24 protein-coding genes and 2 pseudogenes are annotated in these 22,421 nt (G+C 76.0%); 17 read left to right on the top strand and 9 right to left on the bottom strand.

Annotation, left to right across the window (positions count from 1 at the left end):
- Window positions 1–19 precede the first annotated feature (19 nt).
- Together ACH4SE_RS16880 and ACH4SE_RS16875 are read left to right on the top strand one after the other, a co-directional pair.
- On the top strand, window positions 20–1,096 hold the full coding sequence (locus ACH4SE_RS16880) for a polyprenyl synthetase family protein (RefSeq protein ID WP_398544161.1): 1,077 nt from the start codon (window positions 20–22) through the stop codon (window positions 1,094–1,096).
- Between the two features lie 952 nt (window positions 1,097–2,048).
- Window positions 2,049–2,504: a hypothetical protein gene (locus ACH4SE_RS16875; protein ID WP_398544160.1), complete on the top strand. Its 456-nt coding sequence runs from the start codon at window positions 2,049–2,051 to the stop codon at window positions 2,502–2,504.
- A 355-nt stretch (window positions 2,505–2,859) separates the two neighbouring features.
- Here the strand turns inward: ACH4SE_RS16875 and ACH4SE_RS16870 are convergent, their stop codons facing one another.
- Window positions 2,860–2,988, bottom strand: a complete 129-nt coding sequence (locus tag ACH4SE_RS16870) for an LPFR motif small protein (protein ID WP_398544543.1) — start codon at window positions 2,986–2,988, stop codon at window positions 2,860–2,862.
- 483 nt (window positions 2,989–3,471) lie between these two features.
- Here ACH4SE_RS16870 and ACH4SE_RS16865 point away from each other — a divergent pair, with 483 nt between their 5' ends.
- Together ACH4SE_RS16865 and ACH4SE_RS16860 are read left to right on the top strand one after the other, a co-directional pair.
- Window positions 3,472–4,464, top strand: coding sequence for an Acg family FMN-binding oxidoreductase (locus ACH4SE_RS16865; protein WP_398544159.1), 993 nt, complete (start codon window positions 3,472–3,474; stop codon window positions 4,462–4,464).
- A gap of 520 nt (window positions 4,465–4,984) precedes the next feature.
- Window positions 4,985–5,503 (top strand): hypothetical protein, encoded by a 519-nt coding sequence (locus ACH4SE_RS16860; protein WP_398544158.1) that lies wholly within the window; start codon window positions 4,985–4,987, stop codon window positions 5,501–5,503.
- A gap of 87 nt (window positions 5,504–5,590) precedes the next feature.
- On the opposite strand, the gene ACH4SE_RS16855 is transcribed toward ACH4SE_RS16860, so the two are convergent.
- Window positions 5,591–6,271 (bottom strand): hypothetical protein, encoded by a 681-nt coding sequence (locus ACH4SE_RS16855; protein WP_398544156.1) that lies wholly within the window; start codon window positions 6,269–6,271, stop codon window positions 5,591–5,593.
- A 110-nt stretch (window positions 6,272–6,381) separates the two neighbouring features.
- On the opposite strand from ACH4SE_RS16855, the gene ACH4SE_RS16850 reads away from it, so the two are divergent.
- Both ACH4SE_RS16850 and ACH4SE_RS16845 read left to right on the top strand, forming a co-directional pair.
- Entirely contained in the window at window positions 6,382–6,816 is a 435-nt protein-coding gene (locus ACH4SE_RS16850) for an Hsp20/alpha crystallin family protein (protein WP_398544155.1), read from the top strand.
- A 100-nt stretch (window positions 6,817–6,916) separates the two neighbouring features.
- Window positions 6,917–7,213, top strand: coding sequence for an STAS domain-containing protein (locus tag ACH4SE_RS16845; protein ID WP_398544154.1), 297 nt, complete (start codon window positions 6,917–6,919; stop codon window positions 7,211–7,213).
- A gap of 66 nt (window positions 7,214–7,279) precedes the next feature.
- On the opposite strand, the gene ACH4SE_RS16840 is transcribed toward ACH4SE_RS16845, so the two are convergent.
- Complete coding sequence (locus ACH4SE_RS16840) at window positions 7,280–7,723, bottom strand: winged helix-turn-helix transcriptional regulator (protein WP_398544153.1); 444 nt, start codon at window positions 7,721–7,723, stop codon at window positions 7,280–7,282.
- A gap of 97 nt (window positions 7,724–7,820) precedes the next feature.
- Between ACH4SE_RS16840 and ACH4SE_RS16835 the strand changes: the two genes are divergently transcribed.
- Entirely contained in the window at window positions 7,821–8,678 is an 858-nt protein-coding gene (locus ACH4SE_RS16835) for an NAD(P)H-binding protein (RefSeq protein ID WP_398544152.1), read from the top strand.
- Window positions 8,679–8,724: 46 nt separating this feature from the next.
- Here the strand turns inward: ACH4SE_RS16835 and ACH4SE_RS16830 are convergent, their stop codons facing one another.
- Entirely contained in the window at window positions 8,725–9,192 is a 468-nt protein-coding gene (locus ACH4SE_RS16830) for a PPOX class F420-dependent oxidoreductase (RefSeq protein ID WP_398544151.1), read from the bottom strand.
- Between the two features lie 278 nt (window positions 9,193–9,470).
- On the opposite strand from ACH4SE_RS16830, the gene ACH4SE_RS16825 reads away from it, so the two are divergent.
- Window positions 9,471–10,169: a rhomboid family intramembrane serine protease gene (locus ACH4SE_RS16825; protein ID WP_398544150.1), complete on the top strand. Its 699-nt coding sequence runs from the start codon at window positions 9,471–9,473 to the stop codon at window positions 10,167–10,169.
- A 60-nt stretch (window positions 10,170–10,229) separates the two neighbouring features.
- Here ACH4SE_RS16825 and ACH4SE_RS16820 read toward each other — a convergent pair whose 3' ends face one another.
- Complete coding sequence (locus ACH4SE_RS16820; protein ID WP_398544149.1) at window positions 10,230–10,649, bottom strand: organic hydroperoxide resistance protein; 420 nt, start codon at window positions 10,647–10,649, stop codon at window positions 10,230–10,232.
- An 83-nt stretch (window positions 10,650–10,732) separates the two neighbouring features.
- On the opposite strand from ACH4SE_RS16820, the gene ACH4SE_RS16815 reads away from it, so the two are divergent.
- Window positions 10,733–11,179 (top strand): MarR family winged helix-turn-helix transcriptional regulator, encoded by a 447-nt coding sequence (locus ACH4SE_RS16815; RefSeq protein WP_398544148.1) that lies wholly within the window; start codon window positions 10,733–10,735, stop codon window positions 11,177–11,179.
- 171 nt (window positions 11,180–11,350) lie between these two features.
- The gene (locus tag ACH4SE_RS16810; RefSeq protein WP_398544147.1) at window positions 11,351–11,599 is read left to right on the top strand and encodes a WhiB family transcriptional regulator; all 249 of its coding nucleotides are present in this window, start codon (window positions 11,351–11,353) and stop codon (window positions 11,597–11,599) included.
- 150 nt (window positions 11,600–11,749) lie between these two features.
- On the opposite strand, the gene ACH4SE_RS16805 is transcribed toward ACH4SE_RS16810, so the two are convergent.
- Window positions 11,750–12,544 carry an SDR family NAD(P)-dependent oxidoreductase gene (locus tag ACH4SE_RS16805; protein WP_398544146.1) on the bottom strand — a complete coding sequence of 265 codons (795 nt, stop codon included), beginning with the start codon at window positions 12,542–12,544 and terminating at the stop codon, window positions 11,750–11,752.
- Between the two features lie 116 nt (window positions 12,545–12,660).
- Window positions 12,661–12,936, bottom strand: coding sequence for a hypothetical protein (locus tag ACH4SE_RS16800; RefSeq protein WP_398544145.1), 276 nt, complete (start codon window positions 12,934–12,936; stop codon window positions 12,661–12,663).
- A 138-nt stretch (window positions 12,937–13,074) separates the two neighbouring features.
- On the opposite strand from ACH4SE_RS16800, the gene ACH4SE_RS16795 reads away from it, so the two are divergent.
- Together ACH4SE_RS16795 and dmpI are read left to right on the top strand one after the other, a co-directional pair.
- On the top strand, window positions 13,075–13,989 hold the full coding sequence (locus ACH4SE_RS16795; RefSeq protein ID WP_398544144.1) for a LysR family transcriptional regulator: 915 nt from the start codon (window positions 13,075–13,077) through the stop codon (window positions 13,987–13,989).
- A complete protein-coding gene (gene dmpI / locus ACH4SE_RS16790; protein ID WP_398544143.1) occupies window positions 13,955–14,287 on the top strand; it encodes a 4-oxalocrotonate tautomerase DmpI in 333 nt (110 codons plus the stop codon). Before ACH4SE_RS16795 ends, dmpI begins: the two co-directional genes overlap by 35 nt.
- Window positions 14,288–14,434: 147 nt before the next feature.
- Here the strand turns inward: dmpI and ACH4SE_RS16785 are convergent, their stop codons facing one another.
- Window positions 14,435–14,632, bottom strand: coding sequence for a hypothetical protein (locus ACH4SE_RS16785; RefSeq protein ID WP_398544142.1), 198 nt, complete (start codon window positions 14,630–14,632; stop codon window positions 14,435–14,437).
- A gap of 347 nt (window positions 14,633–14,979) precedes the next feature.
- On the bottom strand, window positions 14,980–16,221 hold the full coding sequence (locus ACH4SE_RS16780; protein ID WP_398544141.1) for an MFS transporter: 1,242 nt from the start codon (window positions 16,219–16,221) through the stop codon (window positions 14,980–14,982).
- 108 nt (window positions 16,222–16,329) lie between these two features.
- Between ACH4SE_RS16780 and ACH4SE_RS16775 the strand changes: the two genes are divergently transcribed.
- From ACH4SE_RS16775 to ACH4SE_RS16755, 5 genes and pseudogenes are all read left to right on the top strand, one after another.
- Window positions 16,330–16,725, top strand: a complete 396-nt coding sequence (locus ACH4SE_RS16775; protein WP_398544140.1) for an ArsR/SmtB family transcription factor — start codon at window positions 16,330–16,332, stop codon at window positions 16,723–16,725.
- A 244-nt stretch (window positions 16,726–16,969) separates the two neighbouring features.
- A pseudogene (locus tag ACH4SE_RS16770) lies at window positions 16,970–17,494 on the top strand (carbohydrate binding domain-containing protein); the annotation flags it as partial.
- A gap of 183 nt (window positions 17,495–17,677) precedes the next feature.
- Window positions 17,678–18,640 (top strand): annotated as a pseudogene (locus ACH4SE_RS16765) (chitinase); the annotation flags it as partial.
- A gap of 285 nt (window positions 18,641–18,925) precedes the next feature.
- Window positions 18,926–21,130 carry a hypothetical protein gene (locus tag ACH4SE_RS16760; RefSeq protein ID WP_398544139.1) on the top strand — a complete coding sequence of 735 codons (2,205 nt, stop codon included), beginning with the start codon at window positions 18,926–18,928 and terminating at the stop codon, window positions 21,128–21,130.
- Window positions 21,127–22,344 carry a S8 family serine peptidase gene (locus tag ACH4SE_RS16755; protein ID WP_398544138.1) on the top strand — a complete coding sequence of 406 codons (1,218 nt, stop codon included), beginning with the start codon at window positions 21,127–21,129 and terminating at the stop codon, window positions 22,342–22,344. Before ACH4SE_RS16760 ends, ACH4SE_RS16755 begins: the two co-directional genes overlap by 4 nt.
- Window positions 22,345–22,421: the final 77 nt, after the last annotated feature.

Raw genomic sequence — 22,421 nt, 5'->3', positions numbered from 1 at the left:
TTCCGCCAAGGGAGCCACCATGTGCCGCGACGTCGCCGCCGACACACTCGACCTCGCGGACATCCGCGGCCGGATCGACGCCACCCTCGCGGACTTCCTCCGCGGGCGGCCCGCGTCCCTTCCCGCCCGTCACCGCTGCGGGGACGAACTGGCGACCGTGCTGGCTGACTTCGTCCTCGCGCCCGGCAAGCGCGTCCGCCCGCTGCTGTGTGTTCTCGGGTGGCACGCGGCCGGTGCGCCGGGCGGCGAGCGCAGCGTCCTGCGTACCGCCGCCAGCCTGGAGCTCTTCCACTCCTTCGCCCTCATCCACGACGACGTCATGGACGCCAGCGACACCCGCCGGGGGCGCCCCAGTGTCCACCGCGCCTTCGCGGCCCGCCACGCCGCGCGGGAGGACGCCGAGACCTTCGGCGTCAACGCCGCCATCGTCCTCGGCGATCTCGCCCTCGTCCTCTCCGACGAGTTGCTGCACTCCGCCCGCCTGTCCCCGGAGCAGCACGCCGCCGCCGCGCCCCTGCTCGACGCGATGCGCCGGGAGGTGTGCCTCGGCCAGTACCTGGACCTCCTCGCGGCAGGCGGGGCGGGCGACGACCTGGAGACGGCGCTGGCCGTCGTCAGGCTCAAGACCGCCACCTACACCGTCGAGAAGCCGCTGCAGCTCGGAGCCGCCCTCGGGGGCGCCGGGCCCGCGCTGCTCCAGGCCCTCTCCGCCTACGCACTGCCCCTCGGGGACGCCTTCCAGCTGCGCGACGACCTGCTGGGGACCTTCGGCGACCCCGAGGTCACCGGCAAGTCCGTCGTGGAGGACCTCCGCGCGGGGAAGGCGACCGTGCTCATGGCACTGGCCGTCCGACGCGCCGGGCCCGAGCAGCGCAAGGTGCTCGACGACCTGGTGGGCCGGCCGACACTGGACGAGGACGGAGCCGCGCGCGTCCTCCGCGTCCTGCGGTCCACCGGCGCCGTGGCCGCCGTCGAGGCCATGATCGCCGAGCGCCACGGCGCCGCGCTCGCCGCCCTGGACCGCACCCCGCTCCCCGCCGGTGTCAGGGCCGCGCTGCGCCGCATCGCCGCCGGCACCGTCCGGCGGGCCGCGTGACCGTCCGCACCGCACCGCGCCGCCCCCCGCCGACCGGCAAGGAGGACGAGGCTGCGGATGCCCCCTGGACGCCCACCTGGTGATGCGCTCCGCGGGCGGTGAACCGACCGCCGCCTGAGGGAGACCCAAACGGCATCCAGGTCCCCGCCTTGAGGTGGGCTCCCCGGCGGTAATCTGCGCCCTCGCCGAAGCGGCCGTCCGCGACAACGACCGCCCGCGGCCGGAACGGCCGGGCCGGGGCTCCCCGTCACCTCCCGGCCGTTCCGGCCGGACGCGCACGCCCGCGGCAGCATCAGGGCGGCACCGCCCAGCGCCGCCGCGACGCGGTGGATCCTCCCGCTGATGATCAGCACGTAGGTGCCGGCGAAGACCGCCACGGCCGCCCAGCTGTGCCAGTCGTTCATATCGCCCTCGGAAGGCGTCCGCGCCCTGCCGTACGGGACGCGGGGGCCTCCGGCCGGGCCGTGGAGCGGACGTGTCCGGCTCCGCCGGCGGTGCGCCCGGGGGTCCGAGGGCCGCCGGGCTCTGCGACGCGACCGGTGCGCAAAAGCCGCGGGACAGCGGCACGCGTGGGCGCCGGGGGCGGCGGCGGGCGGTCCGGGACGGTGGCGGCGAGCGGCACCATCACGGAAACGGCCTCCTGGATCAGCGAAGAGAGTTCTCCCTCGTCGCCGACCAGACTTCCCGGCACACCGCCGGCAAAGTTGCACGACCCGTACGGCTCCTTGACACGGTCCTGGCACGTCACACCGCCTGAGCCCCCGTCACCCGGTGCGTACCGGGGACGGCCCGCCGGTACGCCGCCGGCGCCCGCGTCCCGCCCACCGCACCCCGCGGGGTACCCGGTCCGAACGCCCGGGCGGCGTCTGCGCAACCCCCGGTCCCGCGCGCCGCGTTGTGCCCAGCCCGCCCGGGGCACCCGGCGGCGCCGCCCTGCACTACCTTTGGCCTGATGCAGTCACAGCAGCCCGCCACCGGGGCCCCGCCAGCCGTTCCGCCCGCTCCCCCGCAGCCGCGACGCCGTACGGCGGCCACCGCCCTCGCCCTGGTCGCGGGGCTCGTGCTGGGCGCCGGCGCGGTGGGCGCCGGCTGGGCCCTGAGCGGCGGCGACGGCGCTCCCGCCGCGGGCACCTCCCCCGCGGGCGACGCCCGCGCCGCCTGCCAGGCACTCGGCGGTTTCGAGGAGTCGGCGTACGGCACGAAGGGGCCCGAGGGCGACATCGCCGTCAACCGCTACGCCGCGGCGGGCGCGCTGTCCGCGGCGGCCGCGGCGGGGGACGCGTCGTACGAGCCGCTCGCCGGGGCCGTACGCCGCTCCCAGGAGCGCCACGCCCGGGTCTTCGCGTTCGACGCGCAGGCGAGGCACGATCTGGACGAGGCCCGCCGGATCTGCGCCGCTCTGCCGTAGAGCGCCGCCTCACGCGCCGGCCGGGCGGGAAAACGGCCCGCTCCGGGGGCGGCGCCGGAGGCCGGGCCGGAGCCTGCCGCATGCCCCGTCGGCGGACCGCGCCCGCCGTCGGCGACGCAGCCGGGGACCCGCGCCGAGGCGCGGCCAGTGGTGCGCAGCCGCGGCGGGCGCCGGGGTCACTCCTCGCGCGGCACGTTCCGTTCCTCCCGGCCCGCCGGTGGGTTGCCACGTACGAGGCCCGACGGGGGCCTCTCCGACCGGGGGCCGGCCTGCCCGGCCAGGTCGGGGGTCGCGACCCGGGCCGGCAGGTCGGGAGTCATGTGTCTGCTGTGCGGCGCTCCCACGTCGGCGCCCCTCAGTGGTGCCCGTGGGCGGTGTCGGCCGCGCCGCCGAACAGCCGTGCCACGGCCTTGAAGGGCAGCGAGACGACGGTCGCCACGGCCTTTCCGACCGACCTCAGGATGTCCGCCAGAGCGGTGAGCATGGTGAATCCCTCCGATTCGCAGTCGGTGCCGCCGAGCCGTTCGCCCGCCGGCCTCCTCATGTCTGTCGGGTACCCCGCCTTCGCGCCGTCATGGCCCGGGGCCCGCGGAGGCCGGTCACGGCAGGCCTGCGGCCCCGGCGGCCCCGCCCGGGGCGGCGAGGCCGTTCGCCTCGCCGGGGCGGCTGATCCCCCTGCCGGAGGACCGGTGCCGTGGCCCCACAGGAGCGGCTGCGGCACGGCACGACGGCCGGGGGAAACCTCTCCCGGCTTGCGGCGGAGGCCGGCGTATGGCGCGGCCCGCGGCCCTCGGTGCCGAGGGCCGCGCTCGCCGCGGGCCGCGGGGCCGGAGCGGCGGCCGGTTCCCGCTGGGGGCACGTGCGAACAGGGCCGTTCGGCCCCGGCGGCGGTGACCTCGGGCACTGGACCGGGCGGCCCGGCTCCAGCACGCTGGTGGAAGGGGGTGCACGGCGTGAGGAGGCGGCGATGACGACCGGAGCGGTGGCAGGGACACTGGACGGGGCGACGCTGGAGAAGCTGGTCGCCGCGGCAGTGGCGGCGCCCTCGATACACAACACGCAGCCATGGCGCTTCCGCCTCGATCCCGCCACCACCACGGTGGAGGTGCACGCCGCGGCGGACCGGGGGCTGGACCGTATCGATCCCACCGGACGGGGACTGCACGTCTCCGCCGGAGCGGCCCTGTTCAACCTGCGGGCCGCCGTGGCCCACTTCGGCTGGGAACCGGTCATCCGGCTGCTGCCCCGGTCCGCCGACCCGGGCCGGCTCGCGGCAGTGCGGCTGGCGGGGCCCCGCGGTCTGGGCGGCCGGCACGAGGAGGCGGAGCTGTACGACGCGGTGTGGCGGCGGCACAGCAGCCGCGTCCCGTTCAGCGGTCCCCCGGTGCCGTACGCGGTCCGTGACGAGATCGTGGCGGCGGCCGCCGTGGAGGACACGCACCTGGTGTTTCCCGGCACGCAGGAGACGGCACGCGTCCTGCACCTCACCTCCGAGGCGGAGTGGCGCGGGCTCGCCGACCCCGCGCGGGCCGCGGAGAGCCGCGCGTGGGTGCGTGACGGCTCCGCAAGCGGTGTCCCCACCGCGGCCCTCCCCGCCCGGGACTCCTCCGGGCGCATGCCGGTACGCGACTTCAGCGCGGGCGTCAGCGCGAGCCCCCGGCAGCCGGCGGCCTACGAGCAGCGGCCGACCGTTGCCGTGCTCGGCACCAAGGACGACGGCCCCGCGGACTGGCTGCGTGCCGGGCAGGGGCTGGAGCGGGCGCTGCTGGTGGCCACCGCGCACGGGGTCCGGGCGTCGCTGTTCAGCCAGGCGGTGGAGTGGCCCGACCTGCGGTGGGCCCTGCGGGACCCGCGTGAGGAGTACGTGCACGTGCAGATGGTGATCCGGTTCGGCTACGGGCCGGAGGGGCCCGCGACACCGCGCCGGTCGGTCCACGACGTGCTGGACACCGGTGGCTGAGCGCCCGCGGTGCTCTGCCGGCCGGTCCCGCCGGGCGGCTACGCACCAGGTCGGCCGGGTGCCGCCGCGCGGTCCCGCGCCGCTCGCGAAGCCGTGGCCGGGTTTCCCGGCGCGGTGGGCGGGATTCGCCGGGCCGCACCGGGGACGCGCCCTGCGGCACGCCCGTGCCACCGTCGGTGACGGCCGCGGCCGCCCGCCGTGGCGCGCGGCCTCCCCGGGACCACGGCCCGGAACGCCCCTGACCGTCCCGCCCGGGTCCTCCACGGCCCCGCGTCCCGCGCGCGGCGCGCGGCGTGCGGGAGCCGGGCCGGCTCCCGCGGCAGGTGCGCCTCGTGCCGCCCGCCTGGGGCGCTGCCTCCGCCGGGGCGCGCCACGTGCCGCATCCCGGCAGCGTGTCCCCATCCGCCATGTGACGGCCCCCCGGGCCGGGCGCCGCCGCACACCGCCGTCGGTGCCGTCCGCGGGGAGGAGCGGACGGGGCGCCCGCGGGGACCGGCGGGCCCCTTGGCATGATGCAGGGGTGATCGCGACGCGCACCGCCCCCCGTTCCGTCCGTCTCGTCCGTGCCGCGTGCGCGGCCGTCGCGCTGGCGGCCCTCGCCACCGCGTGCGGCGGCCACGACGAGGGGGACACCGCCCCGCAGACGTCCTCCTCGCCGGTCCTCGGGCGGCTCCACGTCGTCGCGCCGGACGTCGACCTGACCGTCACCGACGCCGTCGCCCATGTCGACGCGTCCGGCACCGGCACGCTCACCATGACGATCCACAACGGCAGCGGGGTGCCCGAGCACCTCGACATGGTCGCCACGCCGGACAGCGGCAGGGGGCAGCTCGTCGGGGGCCGCGGCAGCGGCAGCGGATCGATGACCAGCGCCGGCATTCTCCTTGCTCCCGGCGCCACGGTGACCTTCGGCTCCTCCTCCGGCCCCTCCGTCCGCCTCACCCGCGCCCACCTCGGCGCCGACCACACCCTGCCGCTGAAGCTGGAGTTCGGCGTCGCCCGGCTGGTGGAGCTGTCGGCGAGGGTCTCCGGCGGCTGAGGCCGGCGCCACCGCACGGCCGCCGCGCACACCGGGCCCGCGGGGGCGCGTACCCCTTTCCGGGTACGGTCCCCGCGGGCCCGGTCGTCAGGCGCGGCGGTGCTTGCTGGCCTCGCGGAGCCGGTCGGTGTGGGCGGTGAGGGCGTCGACCCGGGCAGCGAGCTCGGTGTGGCCGGCGCCGAGATGGGCGCGGACGGTCGACAGGGGCCCGATGAGGGCGGCCGCGTCGGTGGCGCCGAGGGCGCTGTGCAGGGCGGCCATCGCCGTATCGGCCTCGCGCGGCAGGTCGGCGAGGGCGGCGACCTGTGCGGCGAGCACGCGCAGGTCGGCGGCGTGGTCGCGGGCCCAGAGGCTGACGCTGCGCTCGGCGGCCCTGCGGTCGCGCACGGCCTTGACCCGCGCCGCGCCGGTGTCGGCCCTCCCGGAGGGCGAGGGCCGCAGCCGCAGGTAGCGGTTCTCCGCCGCCTGGCGGCTGGCGACGCCCATGGAGGGGGCGAGGTCGGCCCAGGTGGCCCCGGCCGCGCGCGCGGTCTCCACGATGCCGGCCTCCCAGCCCGCCAGCTGGGTGCGCAGCTCCCGCAGCAGCAGGAGGGCGGCCATGGCCTGCTGGGGCTCGGGCCCCGGCTCGCCGTCGCGGTGCCCGGCGGGATCCTGGGCGCCGCGTACCGCGTCCTCGATGGCCGACAGGGCGGCTGCCGCGGCCATGAACGACACGGGCTCACCCGCGGAGCGCCCCCGGCCGGCGGACGGTTCCGGCTCGTCACTCATTGCGTCACCCTCTCCATGACATCTCGCCTTGTCATCCGATGGATGACATGTTACAACGGGTTCAGGTGAAGCGCACTGGCACCCTGACAGAGCAAATGGAGGTGTTCACGATGCTGATGCGCACCGATCCCTTCCGCGAACTCGACCGCCTGACGCAGCAGTTCCTGGGCTCGACGGGCACCTGGTCCCGGCCCGCCCCCATGCCGCTGGACGCGTACCGCACCGGCGACGAGTACGTGATGTGCTTCGACCTGCCGGGCGTCGACCCGCAGGCGATCGACATCGACGTCGAGCGCAACATGCTGACCGTCAAGGCGGAACGCCGGCCCCGCCACGAGGGCGACGGCGTGAAGTGGGAACTGTCCGAGCGTCCGCTCGGCGTCTTCTCCCGGCAGGTCGTGCTCTCCGACACCCTGGACCCCGACGGGATCAGCGCCGACTACGACGCCGGTGTGCTGACCCTGCGGATCCCGGTCGCGGAGAAGGCCAAGCCGCGCAAGATCGCCGTCAGCCGCAAGGACGACCGCAGGCAGATCCAGGCCTGACGGCCGGGCGGGCGCCCGCACGTTCCCCCTCCATGTGCGGGGCGCCCGCCCCGTCCCGGCGGCCCACGTCAGCCGCGCGCCGAGCAAGAGCGAGAGAGCCATGCAGGAACAGCACCGGGGCACCACCGTGGTCACGGCCTGCGGCGACATCGACATCGAGACCGCACCGTCACTGGACGCCGACCTGGCCGCCGCCCTGCACACCCATCACCGGGTCGTGCTGGACCTGTCGGACGTGACCTTCATGGACTGCACCGGTCTGCGCGCACTCGTCCACGCCCGGAACCTGGCCGACCGGCTCGGGAACCGGCTGGTCCTGCGCGGCGCCGCACGTCCGGTGCTCCGGCTGCTCCGGCTCACCGGCCTCGACAAGCGCCTGTGTGCCGAATCCGGCTGACACCGGCACCCGCCGTCCGAGAGCCGCCGGCACCCCGCCGCGCAGCCGCCCGCCGCCGGGAGCCGCTCATGCCGGGAGGGGCGGTTCCTGTCCGGCGGACGGGGTCCGGGCGGTGCGGCGGGCGTCGTAGGACGCGCGGCACCGTAGGATCGCCTCGGCGTTGGCCTCCGCCCAGGTGACGATTCCGATGACCAGCGCGGCCGCCTCCTCCCCGGAGGACGTGAGGGTGTACTCCACGTGCGGCGGCACCACCGGGCGGGCCTCGCGGTGCACCAGGCCCTCGCGCTCCAGACCCTGCAGGGTCTGCGCCAGCATCTTCTCGCTCACTCCCTCGACGGTGCGGCGCAGTTCGCTGAACCGCATCACCCGTCCGCGCCGCAGGGCGGCCAGGACGAGTACGCCCCAGCGGCTGGTCAGCCGGTCCACCACGGAGCGGGACGGGCAGTCGGCGGACAGCGCGTCGAAGGGCAGTGCGCCCGCCGCGGGAGCGGAAGCCGGGGTCGTGGTCATGGAGGGAGCTTACCTGGAAGTGCGTACTTCCGAGGCCGCATGAACCCCACATAAGGTGAGTGAGGCAAGACGCCGATAACGGACCTTGGAGATATACGTGAGCATTGTCGTCACCGGAGCCACCGGGCAGCTGGGCCGCCTCGTCATGTCCGCGCTGCTGCGGCGTGTTCCGGCCGGCCAGGTCGTCGCCGCCGTGCGCGACCCGGGGAAGGCGTCCGGCCTGGCCGAGCAGGGCGTCGAGGTCCGCCCGGCCGACTACGACCGTCCCGGCACCCTGGCCGGTGCCTTCCGGGAGGGCGACACCGTGCTGCTGATCTCCGCCGACCAGGTGGGCAGGCGCCTCCCCCAGCACACCGCCGTCGTCGAGGCCGCCGCGGCCGCGGGCGTGGCCCGCCTGGTCTACACCGGCATCCTCGGCGGCCCCGCCGCCGACTTCGCCCTCGCCGACGAGCACAAGGCGACCGAGCGGCTCATCGTGGACTCCGGCCTGGTCCACACCTTCCTGCGCAACGGCTGGTACACCGAGAACTACACCGCGCAGATACCGGTGCAGCTGGCCCACGGGGTCGCCGGCGCGACGGGCGAAGGCCGCATCGGTGCGGCCCCGCGCGCCGACTACGCCGAAGCCGCCGCCGTGGTGCTGACCACCGACGGGCACGACAACACCGCCTACGAGCTCAGCGGCGACGACCCCTTCACCCTGGCCGAGTACGCCGCGGAAGTGGCCCGGCTCAGCGGCCGCCGGGTCGACCACCACGAGCTGGAACCCGCGCGGCTGCGGGAGGTCCTGGTCGGCGCCGGCGTGCCCGCGCAGCTCGCCGGGATCCTCGTCGACGTCGACGTCAACGCCATCCGCGCCGGACTGCTCGAAGGCGGGAGCGGCGAGCTGGCCCGCCTCGTCGGCCGCCCCACCGGCACCCTCGCCGACGCCGTCGCCGCGGCCCTGAAGAACTGACCGCGCCCGGCGGGCGGCCGGGCAGCCGGGCAGCCCGGCCGCGCGCTCAGGCCGGCGGCCCGCTGTACGGCCCGGCGGGTCCCAGCCCGTACACGTGGTCGGCGCGCAGGCTGATCACCAGCCGCCCGTCCGCCACCATCGCCGCCCGGTACTCGTCCCAGTCCGGGTGTTCGCCCGCGATCGCCCGGTAGACCTCGACGAGTTCGTCCACCGTCGCGTCGTGCGGATCCGCGGCCACCGGCGTGACCACCGCGTCCCCCTCGACGACCAGGTACGCCAGGTGGTCGGGAGAGGTGACGTAGAAACTCGCGCGCGGCTCGCGGCGCAGATTGCGCGTCTTGGCCCGGTCGTCGGTGGCCGAGACGCGGATCAGCCGCGTGGCCTCGTCGTAGGTGAAGGACACGTTCGACAGCTGCGGTCGCCCGCTGCGTTTGAGGGTGACGAGGACGCCGGTGCGCTGCGTACGCAGCAGGCCGAGCATCGCGTCGGCGGGCTTCCCGTTCGGCTGGCTCATATCGCTCCTTGGCGGTGTCGCGGCCGGGCCGCAGCACACGCGACCCGTCCCGCTCCCGGCAACACCCGCGCCGCCGCGCCGATTCCGCCCCCGGCCACGGGCCACCGCACCGCGCCGGCGAACCGGGCGATCGCCCGCGCACCAGCGGCAGGCGAATCCGCCCCCGGGCGTGTGCCGTTCGGGGCCCCGCGGCCCCTTCCCCGCGGCATCGCTTTCCGGCCGCGCCGGGGACTAGGATCCCGCTGACCACGGCGGAAACAGCGAGACGGAGGCAGCGGATGGAGAGTTCCCGGCCGGGACCGGCCGGCCCGGAGGAGATGATCGCGGAGGCGCGCAGGGCCCTCTTCGTGATGGTGGGCTTCCTGGCCGTCATATGGGCCATCCAGTGCGCCAACTGGGCGGACGACTACGCGCTCTCCCGCGACTACGGGCTGATGTCCGGCGACCCCGGGCGGCTGCTCGACGTCTTCACCGCCCCGCTCCTGCACTGGAACTGGAAGCACCTGGAGGCCAACTCCGGGCCGCTGTTCGTCTTCGGCTTCCTCGCGGCGTACCGGGGCGTGGCGCGTTTCGCGGTGCTGACCGCGCTGGTGGCCCTCACGAGCGGGCTGACCGTGTGGTTCTTCGAGGACGGCCGTATGGACACGGTCGGCGCGAGCGGACTGATCTTCGGCTACTTCGGGTACGTCGTCGTCCGCGGGCTGTTCGACCGGCACCTCGTCGACACGCTCGTCGGCGTCGTCATGGCCGCGTCCTTCGCCTACCTGCTCACGGTGGTGGTCCCGGGCACGCCCGGCGTCAGCTGGCTCGGCCACCTCGGGGGGCTGGTGGGCGGCCTCGCCGGCGCCTGGCTGCTGCGCGACCGGCGCACCGGCGGGGCGCCGCCCCGGCAGCCGGGGCGGGCCGTCGTCCCGCGCGGGGCGGCGCACCCGCGGGCGGGGCTGCACAAGGAGCTGGAGGACCTGGGTCTGCTGTGACCCGGCCGGCGCGCGCGCCCCGCCCGGTGAGCGGTTCCGGCCGGGGCGCGGCGGTGCGCGTCAGGCGTGCGCGACGACCAGCTCGACGGGCATGTTGCCGCGGGTGGCGTTGGAGTACGGGCAGACCTGGTGGGCGGCCTCGACGAGCGCGGTGCCCTGTTCGGGCGTCAGGCCGGCGGGGAGCTCGATCCGCAGGACGGCGGCGAGGACAAAGCCCTGGCCCTCCGGGTTCTTGGACAGGGTCACCTCGGCGGTGACCGCGGCGTCGTCGGCGTTCAGGCCCCTGGTGCGGGCCACCAGCTTCAGGGCGGAGCCGAAGCAGGACGCGTAGCCCATGGCGAAGAGCTGCTCGGGGTTGGTGCCCTCGCCGTCGCCGCCGAGTTCCTTGGGCATGGCGAGCTGGAGGTCGAGGCGGCCGTCGGAGGTGGTGGCGCGCCCGTCGCGGCCGGACGAGGTGGCGACGGCGGTGTAGGTCGGCATCACGGGGACCCTCTCACTGGATTGCAGACAATTAAGTTGTACGCAACTTAATCGCGTGCTGTCAAACCTGTACCCTTGCAGGCATGGGACTCGTACCGGATGACCTGGCCTGCTTCGCCGTCCACGTCGCGGCCCGCGAGCTCGACAACGCCTACCGGCGCGAGCTGCGGCCGCTCGGGCTCACGTACCCGCAGTACCTGACGATGCTGCTGCTGTGGGACCGCGACGGCCGCAGCGTGAAGGAGCTGGGGGAAGCGCTGCGCTTCGAGTCCGGCACCCTCTCGCCGCTGCTCAAGCGGCTGGAGGCGGCCGGTCTGGTGACGCGCGAGCGCAGCCGCACCGACGAGCGCTCGGTCCTGGTCCGGCTGACCGGCGCGGGACGCGCCCTCCGGGAGCCCGGCGAGGGGGTGGTGGAGCGGGTCTTCGGCCCCCTGGACTACACGGCCGCCGAGGCCGAGCAGTTGCACGCCGGCCTGCGCCGCCTCGTCGCCGCCCTGGAAGCCGCTCCTCCGGCCGCCGACTCCCGGTAGGAACCGGGGACGGGCGGGGTTGGGCCGCGAAGTCCCGGCAAGGCGAACAGAGGAGCGGAGCCGGTGCGTCCGACGCGGGGGGAGCGTCGGAGAAGGACGGCGCGTCGTCCCACGGCCGCGTGTTCCCGCCGACCGCTCCCGACCTGAGGCCGACCGAGAGACGGAGGAACGATGACCCCCGACTGGCAACTCCGCGCCGCATGCCGCGACGAGGACCCCGAGCTGTTCTTTCCCGTCGGCACCTCCGGGCCCGCGCTGCTGAAGATCGAGGAGGCCAAGGCCGTCTGCCGCCGGTGCCCCGTCATGGACGCCTGCCGCAGCTGGGCACTGGAGACCGGCCAGGAAGCCGGCGTCTGGGGCGGCCTGAGCGAGGACGAGCGCCGCGCGGTGCGCCGCCGCGAGCGCCGCGCCCGCCGCTGAGGCCCCGTCACCCCGGCCGGCAGGCCTGCGCCCGCCGCCGGGCGCTGCCGCCCGAGCGGCACCGCGGCGCCCCGCGGGGGTGCCGGCGTACCGCCCGCCGCGGGGTGCCCGGTGGTGGAGTGCGCGGCGCCCGCGGGCACTGACGCCCGGTCAGGGCAGGATCGAGTCGACGTACCCGCCGTCCACCCGGACGGCCGCGCCGGTCGTCGCCGTCGCGAAGTCCGAGGCGAGGTAGACGGCCATGTTCGCGATCTCCTCCGGCTCGATCAGCCGCCGCAGCAGTGACTGCGGGCGGTGCTCGGCCATGAAGACGCGCTGCGCCCGGTCCCACGGCAGGTCCCGGTCCACCAGCGAGTACACGAAGTCCTCGACACCACCGGTGTGCGTCGGCCCGGCGATCAGCGAGTTGACGGTCACCCCCGTGCCCGCCGCCTCCTTCGCGAAGCCGCGGGTGACGGCGAGCAGCGCCGTCTTCGTCATGCCGTAGTGGACCATCTCCGCGGGGATGACGACGGCCGAGTCGCTCGCGACGTTCATGACCCGGCCCCGGCCGCGGTCCTTCATCCCCGGCAGGTAGGTGCGGATCATCCGCACCGCCGCGAGGACGTTGACCTCGAAGTACCGGCGCCACTCCGCGTCGTCGATCTCCAGCGCCGGAGCGGCGCCGAAGATGCCGAGGTTGTTGACGAGGACGTCCACGGCGGGCAGCGCGTCCGCGACCCGGCGCGCGCCCTCCTCGGAGGCGAGGTCACCGGGCGCGGCGAAGAAGCCGTCGCGGCCCGTCTCCTCGCGCAGCCCGGCGACCGCGCGCTCCACCGTCCCGGCGCTGCGGCCGTTGACCGCGACGCGGGCTCCGGCCCGCCCCAGGCCGGCCGCGATCGCGCGGCCGATGCCCTGGGTGGAGCCGGTGACCAGGGCGGTCCGTCCGGAAAGGTCGATGAGCATACCGGCGTCTCCCGCGGTTCCCGGCGGCCCGCGGGCCGGGCCGCCAGGGTTCTCCTTCCCGCACCGGCCCGCCCCCGGCTCGGCCACCCGGGGGGTTCGCCGCCGCCGTGCCGGGCTCAGCCCTTGCAGGCGGGATCGGCGAGCACGATGGGCGCGGCCTCCCGGGTGGTGACGAAGGCGCGGAAGCCGGGGGCGCCCGCGACGCACTTGGTGGCGATGTTCGCGAAGCCGTCGGGGAAGTTGGTGACGTCGGCGGGGCTGTCCTCGCCCCGGTGGTCGGCGACGGGCGAGTCGCCGGTGCCGCGGGAGTCGCTGGCGCATCCGGTCAGGGCGGCCAGGGTGACGGCGACCGACGCCATCACGGTCAGGTACTTCGTCGAACGGCGCTTCATCTCGTCCTCGTCTCGGCGTGCGGCCCCCCGTCCGGGCCGGGCGGATGCCATGGAAGACCTGCCACGGACCCGCCCGGTTCCGCCGGATAGCCTGGAAGGGGTCCGCGGGCGCGGAGCCGGGCGAGGAGGAACGGCGGCATGGAGCTGCGCCAGCTGCGGTACTTCGTGGCCGTCGCACAGGAACTCCACTTCGGCCGGGCGGCCGAGCGCCTGATGATCGCCCAGTCGGCCGTGAGCACGCAGATCCGCCGGCTGGAGCGGGAGCTCGGCGTCGAGCTGTTCGACCGTTCGCCGCGTCATGTGCGGCTGAGCGAGGCGGGCCAGGACTTCCTGCCCGCCGCCCGCGAGGTGCTCGACGCCGCCCGGCGCGCCGTGGGGAGCGTGGAGCGCTTCGCCGCCGGCCGCGGCACGACCCTGCGCATCGGCACCAGCACGGGCATGGGCGAGCGCCTGGACCAGGTGCTGGAGATCCTGCAGCGCGACTCTCCCGCGACGGCGGTGGAGCTGTTCTCCGGCCCGCTCGGCGTACGGCTCGCCAGGGTCGGCGCGGGCGAGTGGGACGCGGCCTTCGCCCGGGGCGAGGTCGACGTGCCGGAGGCCGTGCGCCTCCTGCCGCTCTGGCAGGACGAGCTGGTGGCCGCGCTGCCCGCCGGGCACGCCCTCGCCGGACGCGGAACGGTCCCGCTCACCGAACTGGCCGGGCTGCCGCTGCTCCTGACGGAACGGCGCGGCAACCCGCCGCTGGTGGACCTCGTCGTCGGCGCCTGCCACGAGGCCGGGTTCGAGCCCGTGGCCGGCCGCCGGCTCGGCTCGCTCCAGGACAGCCTCGCGTCCCTGGGGGCCGGGAAGTCGGCCTGGACCGTGGTGTACGCCTCGCACGCGGCGCAGCTGCGCCACACCCGGGTGGCCTTCGTCCGGGTGACGGACCCGGCGGGCCGCCCGCTGGCGCTGCCCGGCGTGCTGGCGGTGCGCGGGGACGCCCCGGAGGACCGCCTGCGGCCGCTGCTCGACGCCTGCCGTGCGGTGGCGCGCGGCGATCTCGATCCGAGATGACAGCACGCGCGGACCGGGGCTGGGTGCGGGCCGCCGGAACGTGTGGACTGGGAGTCAGCAGGAGGTCGCGAGCCACCGGGCAGCGGCCCCGAGAACCCAGGAGGACACCGTGCCCATCGTCACCGTGCAGCAGGGACCGCGGAGCGTCGAGCTGAAGCGCGAGCTGGTCGCGCGGATCACCGACGCGTTCGTGGACGCGCTCCAGGTCCCGCCGGAGAGCGTGCAGGTGTGGATCCAGGAGACGAGCCCGGAGAGCTGGGGCGTCGCCGGGAAGCTCACGGCCGACACGCGGAAGTAGCGCGCCGGGAGCCGTCCGGCGCGGCCCGGGGTCTTCCGGACCCCGGGCCTGCCGTCGTCCCCCGCCCCGGCGCCGTTCACGGCGGGCCGCGGCGAGGGGCGGGCCGGCCACCGGGCCGGGAGCGGCGCCGGCGGGTACGGTGCCGCGTCAGCGGTGGTAGGTGTCGCCCATCGCCGCGGCGTTGTGGACGGTACGCGCGTCGTGGAAGGCGCGCTGGTGCACGGCCGCCGCGCGGTGGCCGGCTTCGGCGCGCAGGTCGCCGCGGGCGGAACCGCGCCGGGCCAGTGTCACGGTGCAGGCGATCAGCCCGAGAAGGACGACCGCCGCCGCAAGGATCAGAACCAAGGCAACCCCCGTTGTCCGAGGAGCCCGCACGACGGGCCCCGGACAGTCGAGCGTAACCCGGTCCGGGGCCCGTCGTGCGGGCCCCGGACCGGGGACTGCCTCCTCAGCGGCACGTCCCGGCGGCGGAGGGCCCGGTCCTCCGCCCGGCAACGCCCCGGCAGGGCCCGCAGCGGTCTTTTCCGCTGCGGCGGATTGACGCGGCGTCAGGGGGGCGCGGGGGCGTCGGCCGGACCCGCGCCCGGCCGTGGGCAAAACCGGTCCCCGGCTTCTCCGGCACGGGCCGGGCGGCGTCCCCTCCGGCCCCGACGTGAGCGTTTCCCGTCCCGGCAGGGCGGCCGGGTCCTGCGTCACGCCGGGTCCGTCACCTGGCGGCCGGTGGTCAGGACCGCCGCCAGGGCGGTGGCGGCGAGACCCGCGAGGACGGCGCCGAAGACCGTGGTGCCGGTGGTCATGCCCACGGCGTCGCTCAGATAGCCGGCGGAGACCGGCAGGAGGCCGGCCAGGAGGTAACCGCCGACGTTGAGCGCCGCGTTGGCCTCGGCGAGGCGCTGCGGCGGGACGGCGGAGTTGAGCAGCGACAGACCGCCGAGCTGGCCCATGCCCTGGCCGGCGCCGGCCAGCAGCGCGGCGAGGACGAGGACGGCCGCCGTGGAGGTGTGCACGGCGGCGACCACCGCGGCCGCGCTCAGCGCGGTGCTCACCGCGCCGGCCGCGAGGATCGTGCGGCGGCGCAGCCGCTGCACGGCGAACTGCACCCCGGTGGCGGCGAGGAACATCACGAACGCCGTGGCGCCGGCGACGATCCGGTCGGTGGTGCCGAGCAGTCCGGACAGCAGCGAGGGGCCGAGCGACAGGAAGAAGGACGTCGCGGTGATGCCGGGCGCGAAGACGGCGATGCCGAGGGCGAGCCGGCGGCCGTTGCCGCGCGGGACCGCGGGCACCCGCACCCAGGCGCCCCGGCCGGGCACGCCGGGGCGGCCCAGGGGCATCCGCAGCACGCAGAGCACCGCCGTGGCCAGGAGGACGGCCTCGACCGCGAAGACGGTGACCGTCGGCGCGGGCGCCAGTTCGGAGAGCAGCCCCGCGAGCAGCGGGCCGAGTCCGGCGCCGAGGACCATCGCGCAGGAGGCGAGCAGGGCGCCGGTGCGGCGGCGTCCCGGGCCTGCGACGTCGGTCACCGCGGCCATGCCGGCCGAGACGGCCGCGCCGACCGCTATCCCGGTGAACAGCCGCGCCACGACCAGCGCGGCCACGCCGGTGGCGGTCGCGAAGACCGCGCAGGCGGCCAGGGCGAGGGCCAGGGCGGGCAGCAGCACGGGCTTGCGGCCGACGCGGTCGGAGAGCACGCCGGAGACCAGCAGCGAGCCGAGGAGGCCGACGACGTAGAAGGCGAACACGACGGTCAGGGTGCCCTTGGAGAAACCGATGTCGCGCTGCCACAGCACGTACAGCGGTGTCGCCGCGTTCGACAGCACGAAGACCGCCGTGACCGGCCAGGCCGCGAGCCACACCCACCTCAGGGGCGGGGCGGCGGCCTCCCGGCCTCTCGCCTCGACGGCGCGGACGGATGCGACACGGGTTCCGGACATGGCTGCTCCTCCCGGCGTACTGCCGCTCCAGCAGTACGAGTTGAGTCGAACTTAGCATGCAGTACGATTCAAGTCGTACAAGCAGCCCACACCGACGAGGACCCGCCCATGCCCCCGGCCACACCTCCCGCCCGGACGGCCGCACGCGCCGTCACGTCACCGCCCGAGCCCCCCGGCCTGCCCGAACCGCTGCCGGAGCCGGGTGTCGACGAGCTCCGCCTGGAGACCGTGCTCGGCGCGCTCAGCGATCCGCTGCGGCTCACGATCGTGCGCAAACTCCTGCTGGAGTCCGAGGACTTCGACCACCCCTGCAGCTGGTTCGGCATCGACCGGCCCAAGTCGTCGCTCACCCACCACTTCAGGGCGCTGCGCGAGGCGGGGATCACCCGCCAGCGCCAGTACGGCTTGGAACGCCGCAGCCACGTCCGCGTCGCCGACCTCGACGCCCGCTTCCCCGGCCTGGTCGACCTGGTGGCCGCCTGGACACCGCCACCGGCGGGGTGAGCACGAACGCAGCATGGAGCGCGGCCGCCTGACCCGGCGCCGATCCGCAGGCCCCGGGCGCGGCCCGATCCGGCTCTGGTGTAGACCTCTTTGGTCCAGACCTATTGACGCGCCCTGCGGGCACTCCTACGATCCCGACGGTCACCAGCGCGCGCATGTCTCCACGTCACCCTGAGCCGGGCGTCACGCCCTCCCCCCACTCACCTGCTCATGCCCTCGGCACGTGGCGAGAAGGGAGCACAGCATGTTCCGTCGGAGGTCGCCCCGCCCCCATCGCCCGGCCCGGCCGCCGGCGGCCGGGCAGCGTGTCCGCACCGGGCGCCGGCCGTCGGCCGTGCACCGGACCGTCGCCGTGGTGAGCGCCTCGGCCGTCGCGGGCGCGTGTGTCGCGCTGGCCGGTTCCGGCGCCGCGGCCGGTGCGTCCGCCGCCGGCCTGCTGGCCAACCCCGGCTTCGAGTCAGGGCTCTCGGGCTGGACGTGCACGGGCGGGTCCGGCGCGGCCGTCACCGGCCCCTCGCACTCGGGCAGCTCCGCACTGAAGGGCACGCCGAGCGGCCAGGACGACGCGCAGTGCTCGCAGACCGTCGGCGTCCTGCCCGGCTCCGCCTACACGCTGAGCGCGTACGTCCAGGGCAGCTACGTCTACCTGGGCGCGACCGGCACCGGCGCGTCGGGCGACCCCTCCACCTGGACGCCGGGCGCGTCCTCGTACCAGCAGCTCAGCACGACCTTCACCACCGGCGCGAACACCACCTCGGTGACGGTCTATCTGCACGGCTGGTACGGCCAGGCCGCCTACCTCGCCGACGACGTGACGCTCACCGGCCCCGGCGGTACCGGCACGACGCCACCGGCCTCGCCCACGACCACCCCGCCCACCTCACCGCCCACCACTCCCCCGGCCCCGCCCACCACGACACCGCCGGCGACCACACCGCCCACGACCGCGCCGCCGGGCAGCACGTGCGCGACAAAGCCCCGGCCGTCGGGCAAGGTCCTCCAGGGCTACTGGGAGAACTGGGACGGCGCCGCCAACGGGGTCCACCCGGGCCTCGGCTGGACGCCGGTCACCGACAGCCGGATCGCCCAGCACGGCTACAACGTCATCAACGCCGCCTTCCCCGTCATCCTCTCGGACGGCACCGCCGAATGGCAGGACGGCATGGACACCGGCGTCAAGGTCGCCACACCCGCCGAGATGTGCCAGGCCAAGGCGGCCGGGGCCACGATCCTGATGTCCGTCGGCGGCGCGGCCGCGGGCATCGACCTGTCGTCGAGCGCGGTCGCCGACCGCTTCGTGGCGACCGTCGTGCCGATCCTGAAGCAGTACAACTTCGACGGGATCGACATCGACATCGAGACCGGCCTGTCCGGCAGCGGGAGCATCGGCACGCTGTCCGCCTCGCAGGCCAACCTGGAGCGCATCATCGACGGCGTGCTGGCGCAGATGCCCGCGGGCTTCGGCCTGACGATGGCGCCGGAGACCGCGTACGTCACCGGCGGCAGCGTCACCTACGGCTCGATCTGGGGCGCGTACCTGCCGGTCATCAAGAAGTACGTGGACAACGGCCGGCTGTGGTGGCTGAACATGCAGTACTACAACGGCAGCATGTACGGCTGCTCCGGCGACTCGTACGAGGCCGGTACGGTCGCGGGCTTCACCGCCCAGACCAGGTGCCTCGACAACGGCCTGACCGTCCAGGGCACCACGGTCAGGGTGCCCTACGACAAGCAGGTTCCGGGCCTGCCCGCGCAGCCCGGCGCGGGCGGCGGCTCCATGGCGCCCAGTCTGGTCGGCCAGGCGTGGAACGCCTTCGGCGGCTCGCTGAAGGGCCTGATGACCTGGTCGGTCAACTGGGACGGGTCGAAGGGCTGGACCTTCGGCGACAACGTCAGGTCCCTCCAGGGACGCTGACGCCCCCGCAGCGCGAACCCCCGCGCCCCGGTCCGTGACGCACCGCGTCACGGACCGGGGCGCGGTCGCGTGAGGCGGCGATTCCCCCCGGCCCGTCCCTGTCCCGCCGCCCCGGGCGGCCTTCCGCGGGACGGCGCGGGGCGTTGCCCGTGGCGCGTACACCACCTGTGTCCCACGCGTCACACGTGACACAGTGGAATCCCGTGGCGCTGCGGCGAGTTGGCGGCCCGGCGAGTGCCCGCACGGCAGAACCCTCCCCCACTCCCATCCCCCCACGGAGGAGACATGCTCACCAGACGAAGGGGCCGCCCGGCCGCGGCGCTCGCCCGCGCGGCCGTCGCCCTCGTACTCGCGCTGGCCGGCGCGGGAGCCGCGAGCGGTGCGGCGGCCGAGGACGCGGCCGCCGCCGGTCCCGTCGAGACGGTCCCGGCACCTGCGGCGACGACGGTCACGCTCGTCACCGGGCAGCGGCTGCTGGCCGGCATGACGGGCCACCAGGTCACCGGCTACCGGTTACTTCCGCAGGAGGGCCCCGCCGCCACGCTGGTGACCTTCGGCGGCCGGGGCGGCGACACCTACGCCGTGCCGGCCGACGCCCTGCCGGAGGTGGGCCGGCGGCTCGATCCCTCCCTCTTCGACGTCACGGCACTCGCCCGGCGGAGCGCCGGCGGCGGTACGCCGCTGGAACTCTCCTTCGCCGCGGGCGCCGTGCCCGCCGCCCCGCCCGGGGTGCGGCTCACCTCCGTCACCGGCTCCACGGCCACCGGCGTCCTGGACCCCGGCTCGGCGGCCGCGTTCGGCCGTGCGGTACGGGAGCGGCGCCTGCCGCGGGGGCTGGAGTCGGTGCGGCCGGCCGGCACCGGCACCCCGGCCCGCCCGGACTTCCCGCTGCACACCCTGCGGATCAGCGCCCGCGGACTGTCCGGCGAGCCCGGTAACACGCCGCTGGGCAGCATCGTGCTCAACACCGACGACGTCAGCCGCTTCGGCACCGTCGTCCCGGTCGACGACGGCGAGGGGAGCGTCCAGGTGCCCGCGGGGCACTACGCGGTCTACACGCTGTTCGTCGACCGGGCCGCGGACGGCAGCGAGAGCGCCTGGCGCGAGGTGACCCGGGACGCGACGGTCGCCGAGGACGGCCAGGGCACCACCGTGACCGTCGAGGAGGCCGCCGCCGACCGCCGCGTCACCGTCGGCACCCCCCGGCCGGCCACGGCCGACATCCTCAAGCTCACCTGGTTCCGCACCGGCCCGTCCGGCAACGTCAGCTTCGACAGCGTCCAGGTCGGCAGCCCGGCCACCGTGCCCGTCTACGTCAACGCGCAGCCGGCGACCACCGGTTCGCGCTACGTCGTCCAGTGGGGCGGTGCGGCGCCGGACGGCGGGGCGTACCGCTACGACCTGGCCTTCGGCTCCGCCGACGTGCCCGCCGAGCAGTCCTTCCGCGCCGAGCCCGGCGAACTGGCCACGGCCGTCCACCGCTTCTCCGCGGACCCGGCGGCGGGCGGCGCGCCCGGCTCCCTCTACGTGCTGCCGGTGGACGACTTCACCCGGGCGGTGGAGGCGGCCGGCGCGACCGTCCTGCCGCCGCCGGCCGACCAGGGCCGCCAGGCCATGCCGGGCAGCCGCACCGAATATTTGGGCACCGCGGACGGCGGCGGGTGGGCCTTCGGCACGGCGACGGCGCGCCTGGACACCTTCGACTCCGACGTCCTGACCTTCGCCCCCGGCGCCACGCGCACGGTCGACTGGGGCCACGGGCCGCTCGCCCCCGCCCTCGGCGCCCACCACGACCAGCAGCTGCACCCGTGCACCGCGTGCGCGGGCGGCGGGCAGGCCACCCTCTACCTGCCAACCGGCGACAGCGAGCCGGACCACGTCGGCGCGCTCGCGGCCGACACCTCCTTCACCCTCGACCGGGACGGTACGCGGCTCGTCGACGCGCCGGACGTGATCGGCGCCCAGGTACCCGCCGGTGACGGTCCGGCGGACTACCGCGCCGTCCTCGGCACCGACCGCAGCGCGGCGGGCGCCGGCCAGTCGGTGCGCACCCGTACCGAACTCTCCTTCCACGACCCGGGGCAGGGCGCCGACCCGCGCCTCGTCCTGCCGCCCGACGTGCCCTGCCCGGCGGCGGCCTGCCGCATCATGCCCGCGCTCACCCTCACCTACCGGCTCGACACCGGCCCGTCCAACACCGGCGTCCCGGACGCCGTCCAGAGCCTGGACCTCACCGTGGGCCACCTGTCCTACGACGACCGCGGCTCGCGCTCCCCCGTCACGTCGGCGGGCGTGTCGGTCTCGTTCGACGGCGGCGCGACCTGGCAGCCGGCCGCGCTCACCGGTGGCACCGGCACCTACCACGCCACCTGGCGGAACACCGGCGCCACCGCCCCCTCGATCCGGGTCACCGCGGCGGACGCCGCCGGCGGGACGATCACCCAGACCGTCACCGCCGCCTACGGCATCGCCCCGGGGAGCACGCGATGAGGCCCGCGGCGCCGATCCGGTACCTGAGCGCGCTCGCCACCGCGGCGGCGCTGGCCGTCCTCCCCGCGGGGAACGCGGCAGGCTCCGCCCCCGGGGTGCACGACGTGTGCGGCACCGTGGAACCGGGTTTCGCCCGCTGCCTCGCCCAGGTGCGCACCGACCTGCACGCCGGCACGGGCGTACGCGGCCCGCACGCGGCCACCGCGGCGCAGGCCGCGCTGCCGCCCGGCTACGGGCCGGCGGACCTGCGGGCGGCCTACGGGCTGCCCACCGCGGGCGGCACCGGTCAGACCGTCGCGGTCGTCGAGGCGGGCGACGATCCGCAGGCCGAGGCCGATCTCGCCGTCTACCGCACGACGTTCGGCCTGCCCGCCTGCACCACGGCCAACGGCTGCTTCCGCAAGGTGAACCAGCGCGGCGACGGCGCCCCGCTGCCGCCCGACCAGGGCTGGGCGACGGAGACCGCGCTGGACCTCGACGCGGCCTCCGCGGTGTGCCCCTCCTGCCACCTGCTCCTGGTGGAGGCCGACCGGGCCGCCGGGGACGCGCTCGCCGCCTCCGTCGACACGGCGGCCGCGCTCGGCGCCACCGAGATCTCCAACAGCTACACCGCCGCCGAGAGCGGCCCGAACGCGTCGTACGCCGCCGACTACACCCATCCCGGCGTGGCCGTCGTCGCCTCCTCGGGGGACGCCGGCTACGGCATCCCGGGCGTCCCGGCGGCGTACAGCAGCGTGATCGCGGTCGGCGGGACCACGCTCTCGCGCGATCCCGGAACCCCCCGTGGGTGGTCGGAGAGCGCGTGGGCGGGCGCGGGCAGCGGCTGCTCGGCGTGGGTGGCCAAGCCCTCGTGGCAGCACGACCCCAACTGCCCGGGCCGGACCGTCGCCGACGTCTCGATGGACGCCGACCCGGACACCGGACTCGCGGTCTACACCACGGACGAGACCGGCGGCGCGGACGCCGGCTGGTCCGTGGTGGGCGGCACGAGCGCGTCGGCACCCATGATCGCCGGGGTGATCGCGCTGGCCGGCCACCCGGCCCGCTTCCCGGACGCCTCCGCGCTGTACGCCGCGACGGCGGGCCTGACCGACGTCACGTCCGGCAGCAACGTCCAGGGCACGGACTGCGGCGGGGACTACCAGTGCACGGCGGGACCCGGTTACGACAGTCCCACGGGCAACGGCACGCCGGACGGGCTCGGCGCCTTCTGACGGGGCCGGCCGCGGGGAGGGGCACCGGGTGCGGCGCCTCTCCCCGCGGCCGGGGAACACGATCGGCCCGGGCGCCG

It is taken from the genome of Streptomyces sp. NPDC020983 (assembly GCF_044333485.1).
In the GTDB taxonomy this organism is placed as follows: Bacteria; Actinomycetota; Actinomycetes; order Streptomycetales; family Streptomycetaceae; genus Actinacidiphila.
The sequence above is the reverse complement of the archived record's forward strand: the minus strand, read 5'-3'. Positions and strand labels throughout refer to the sequence as shown.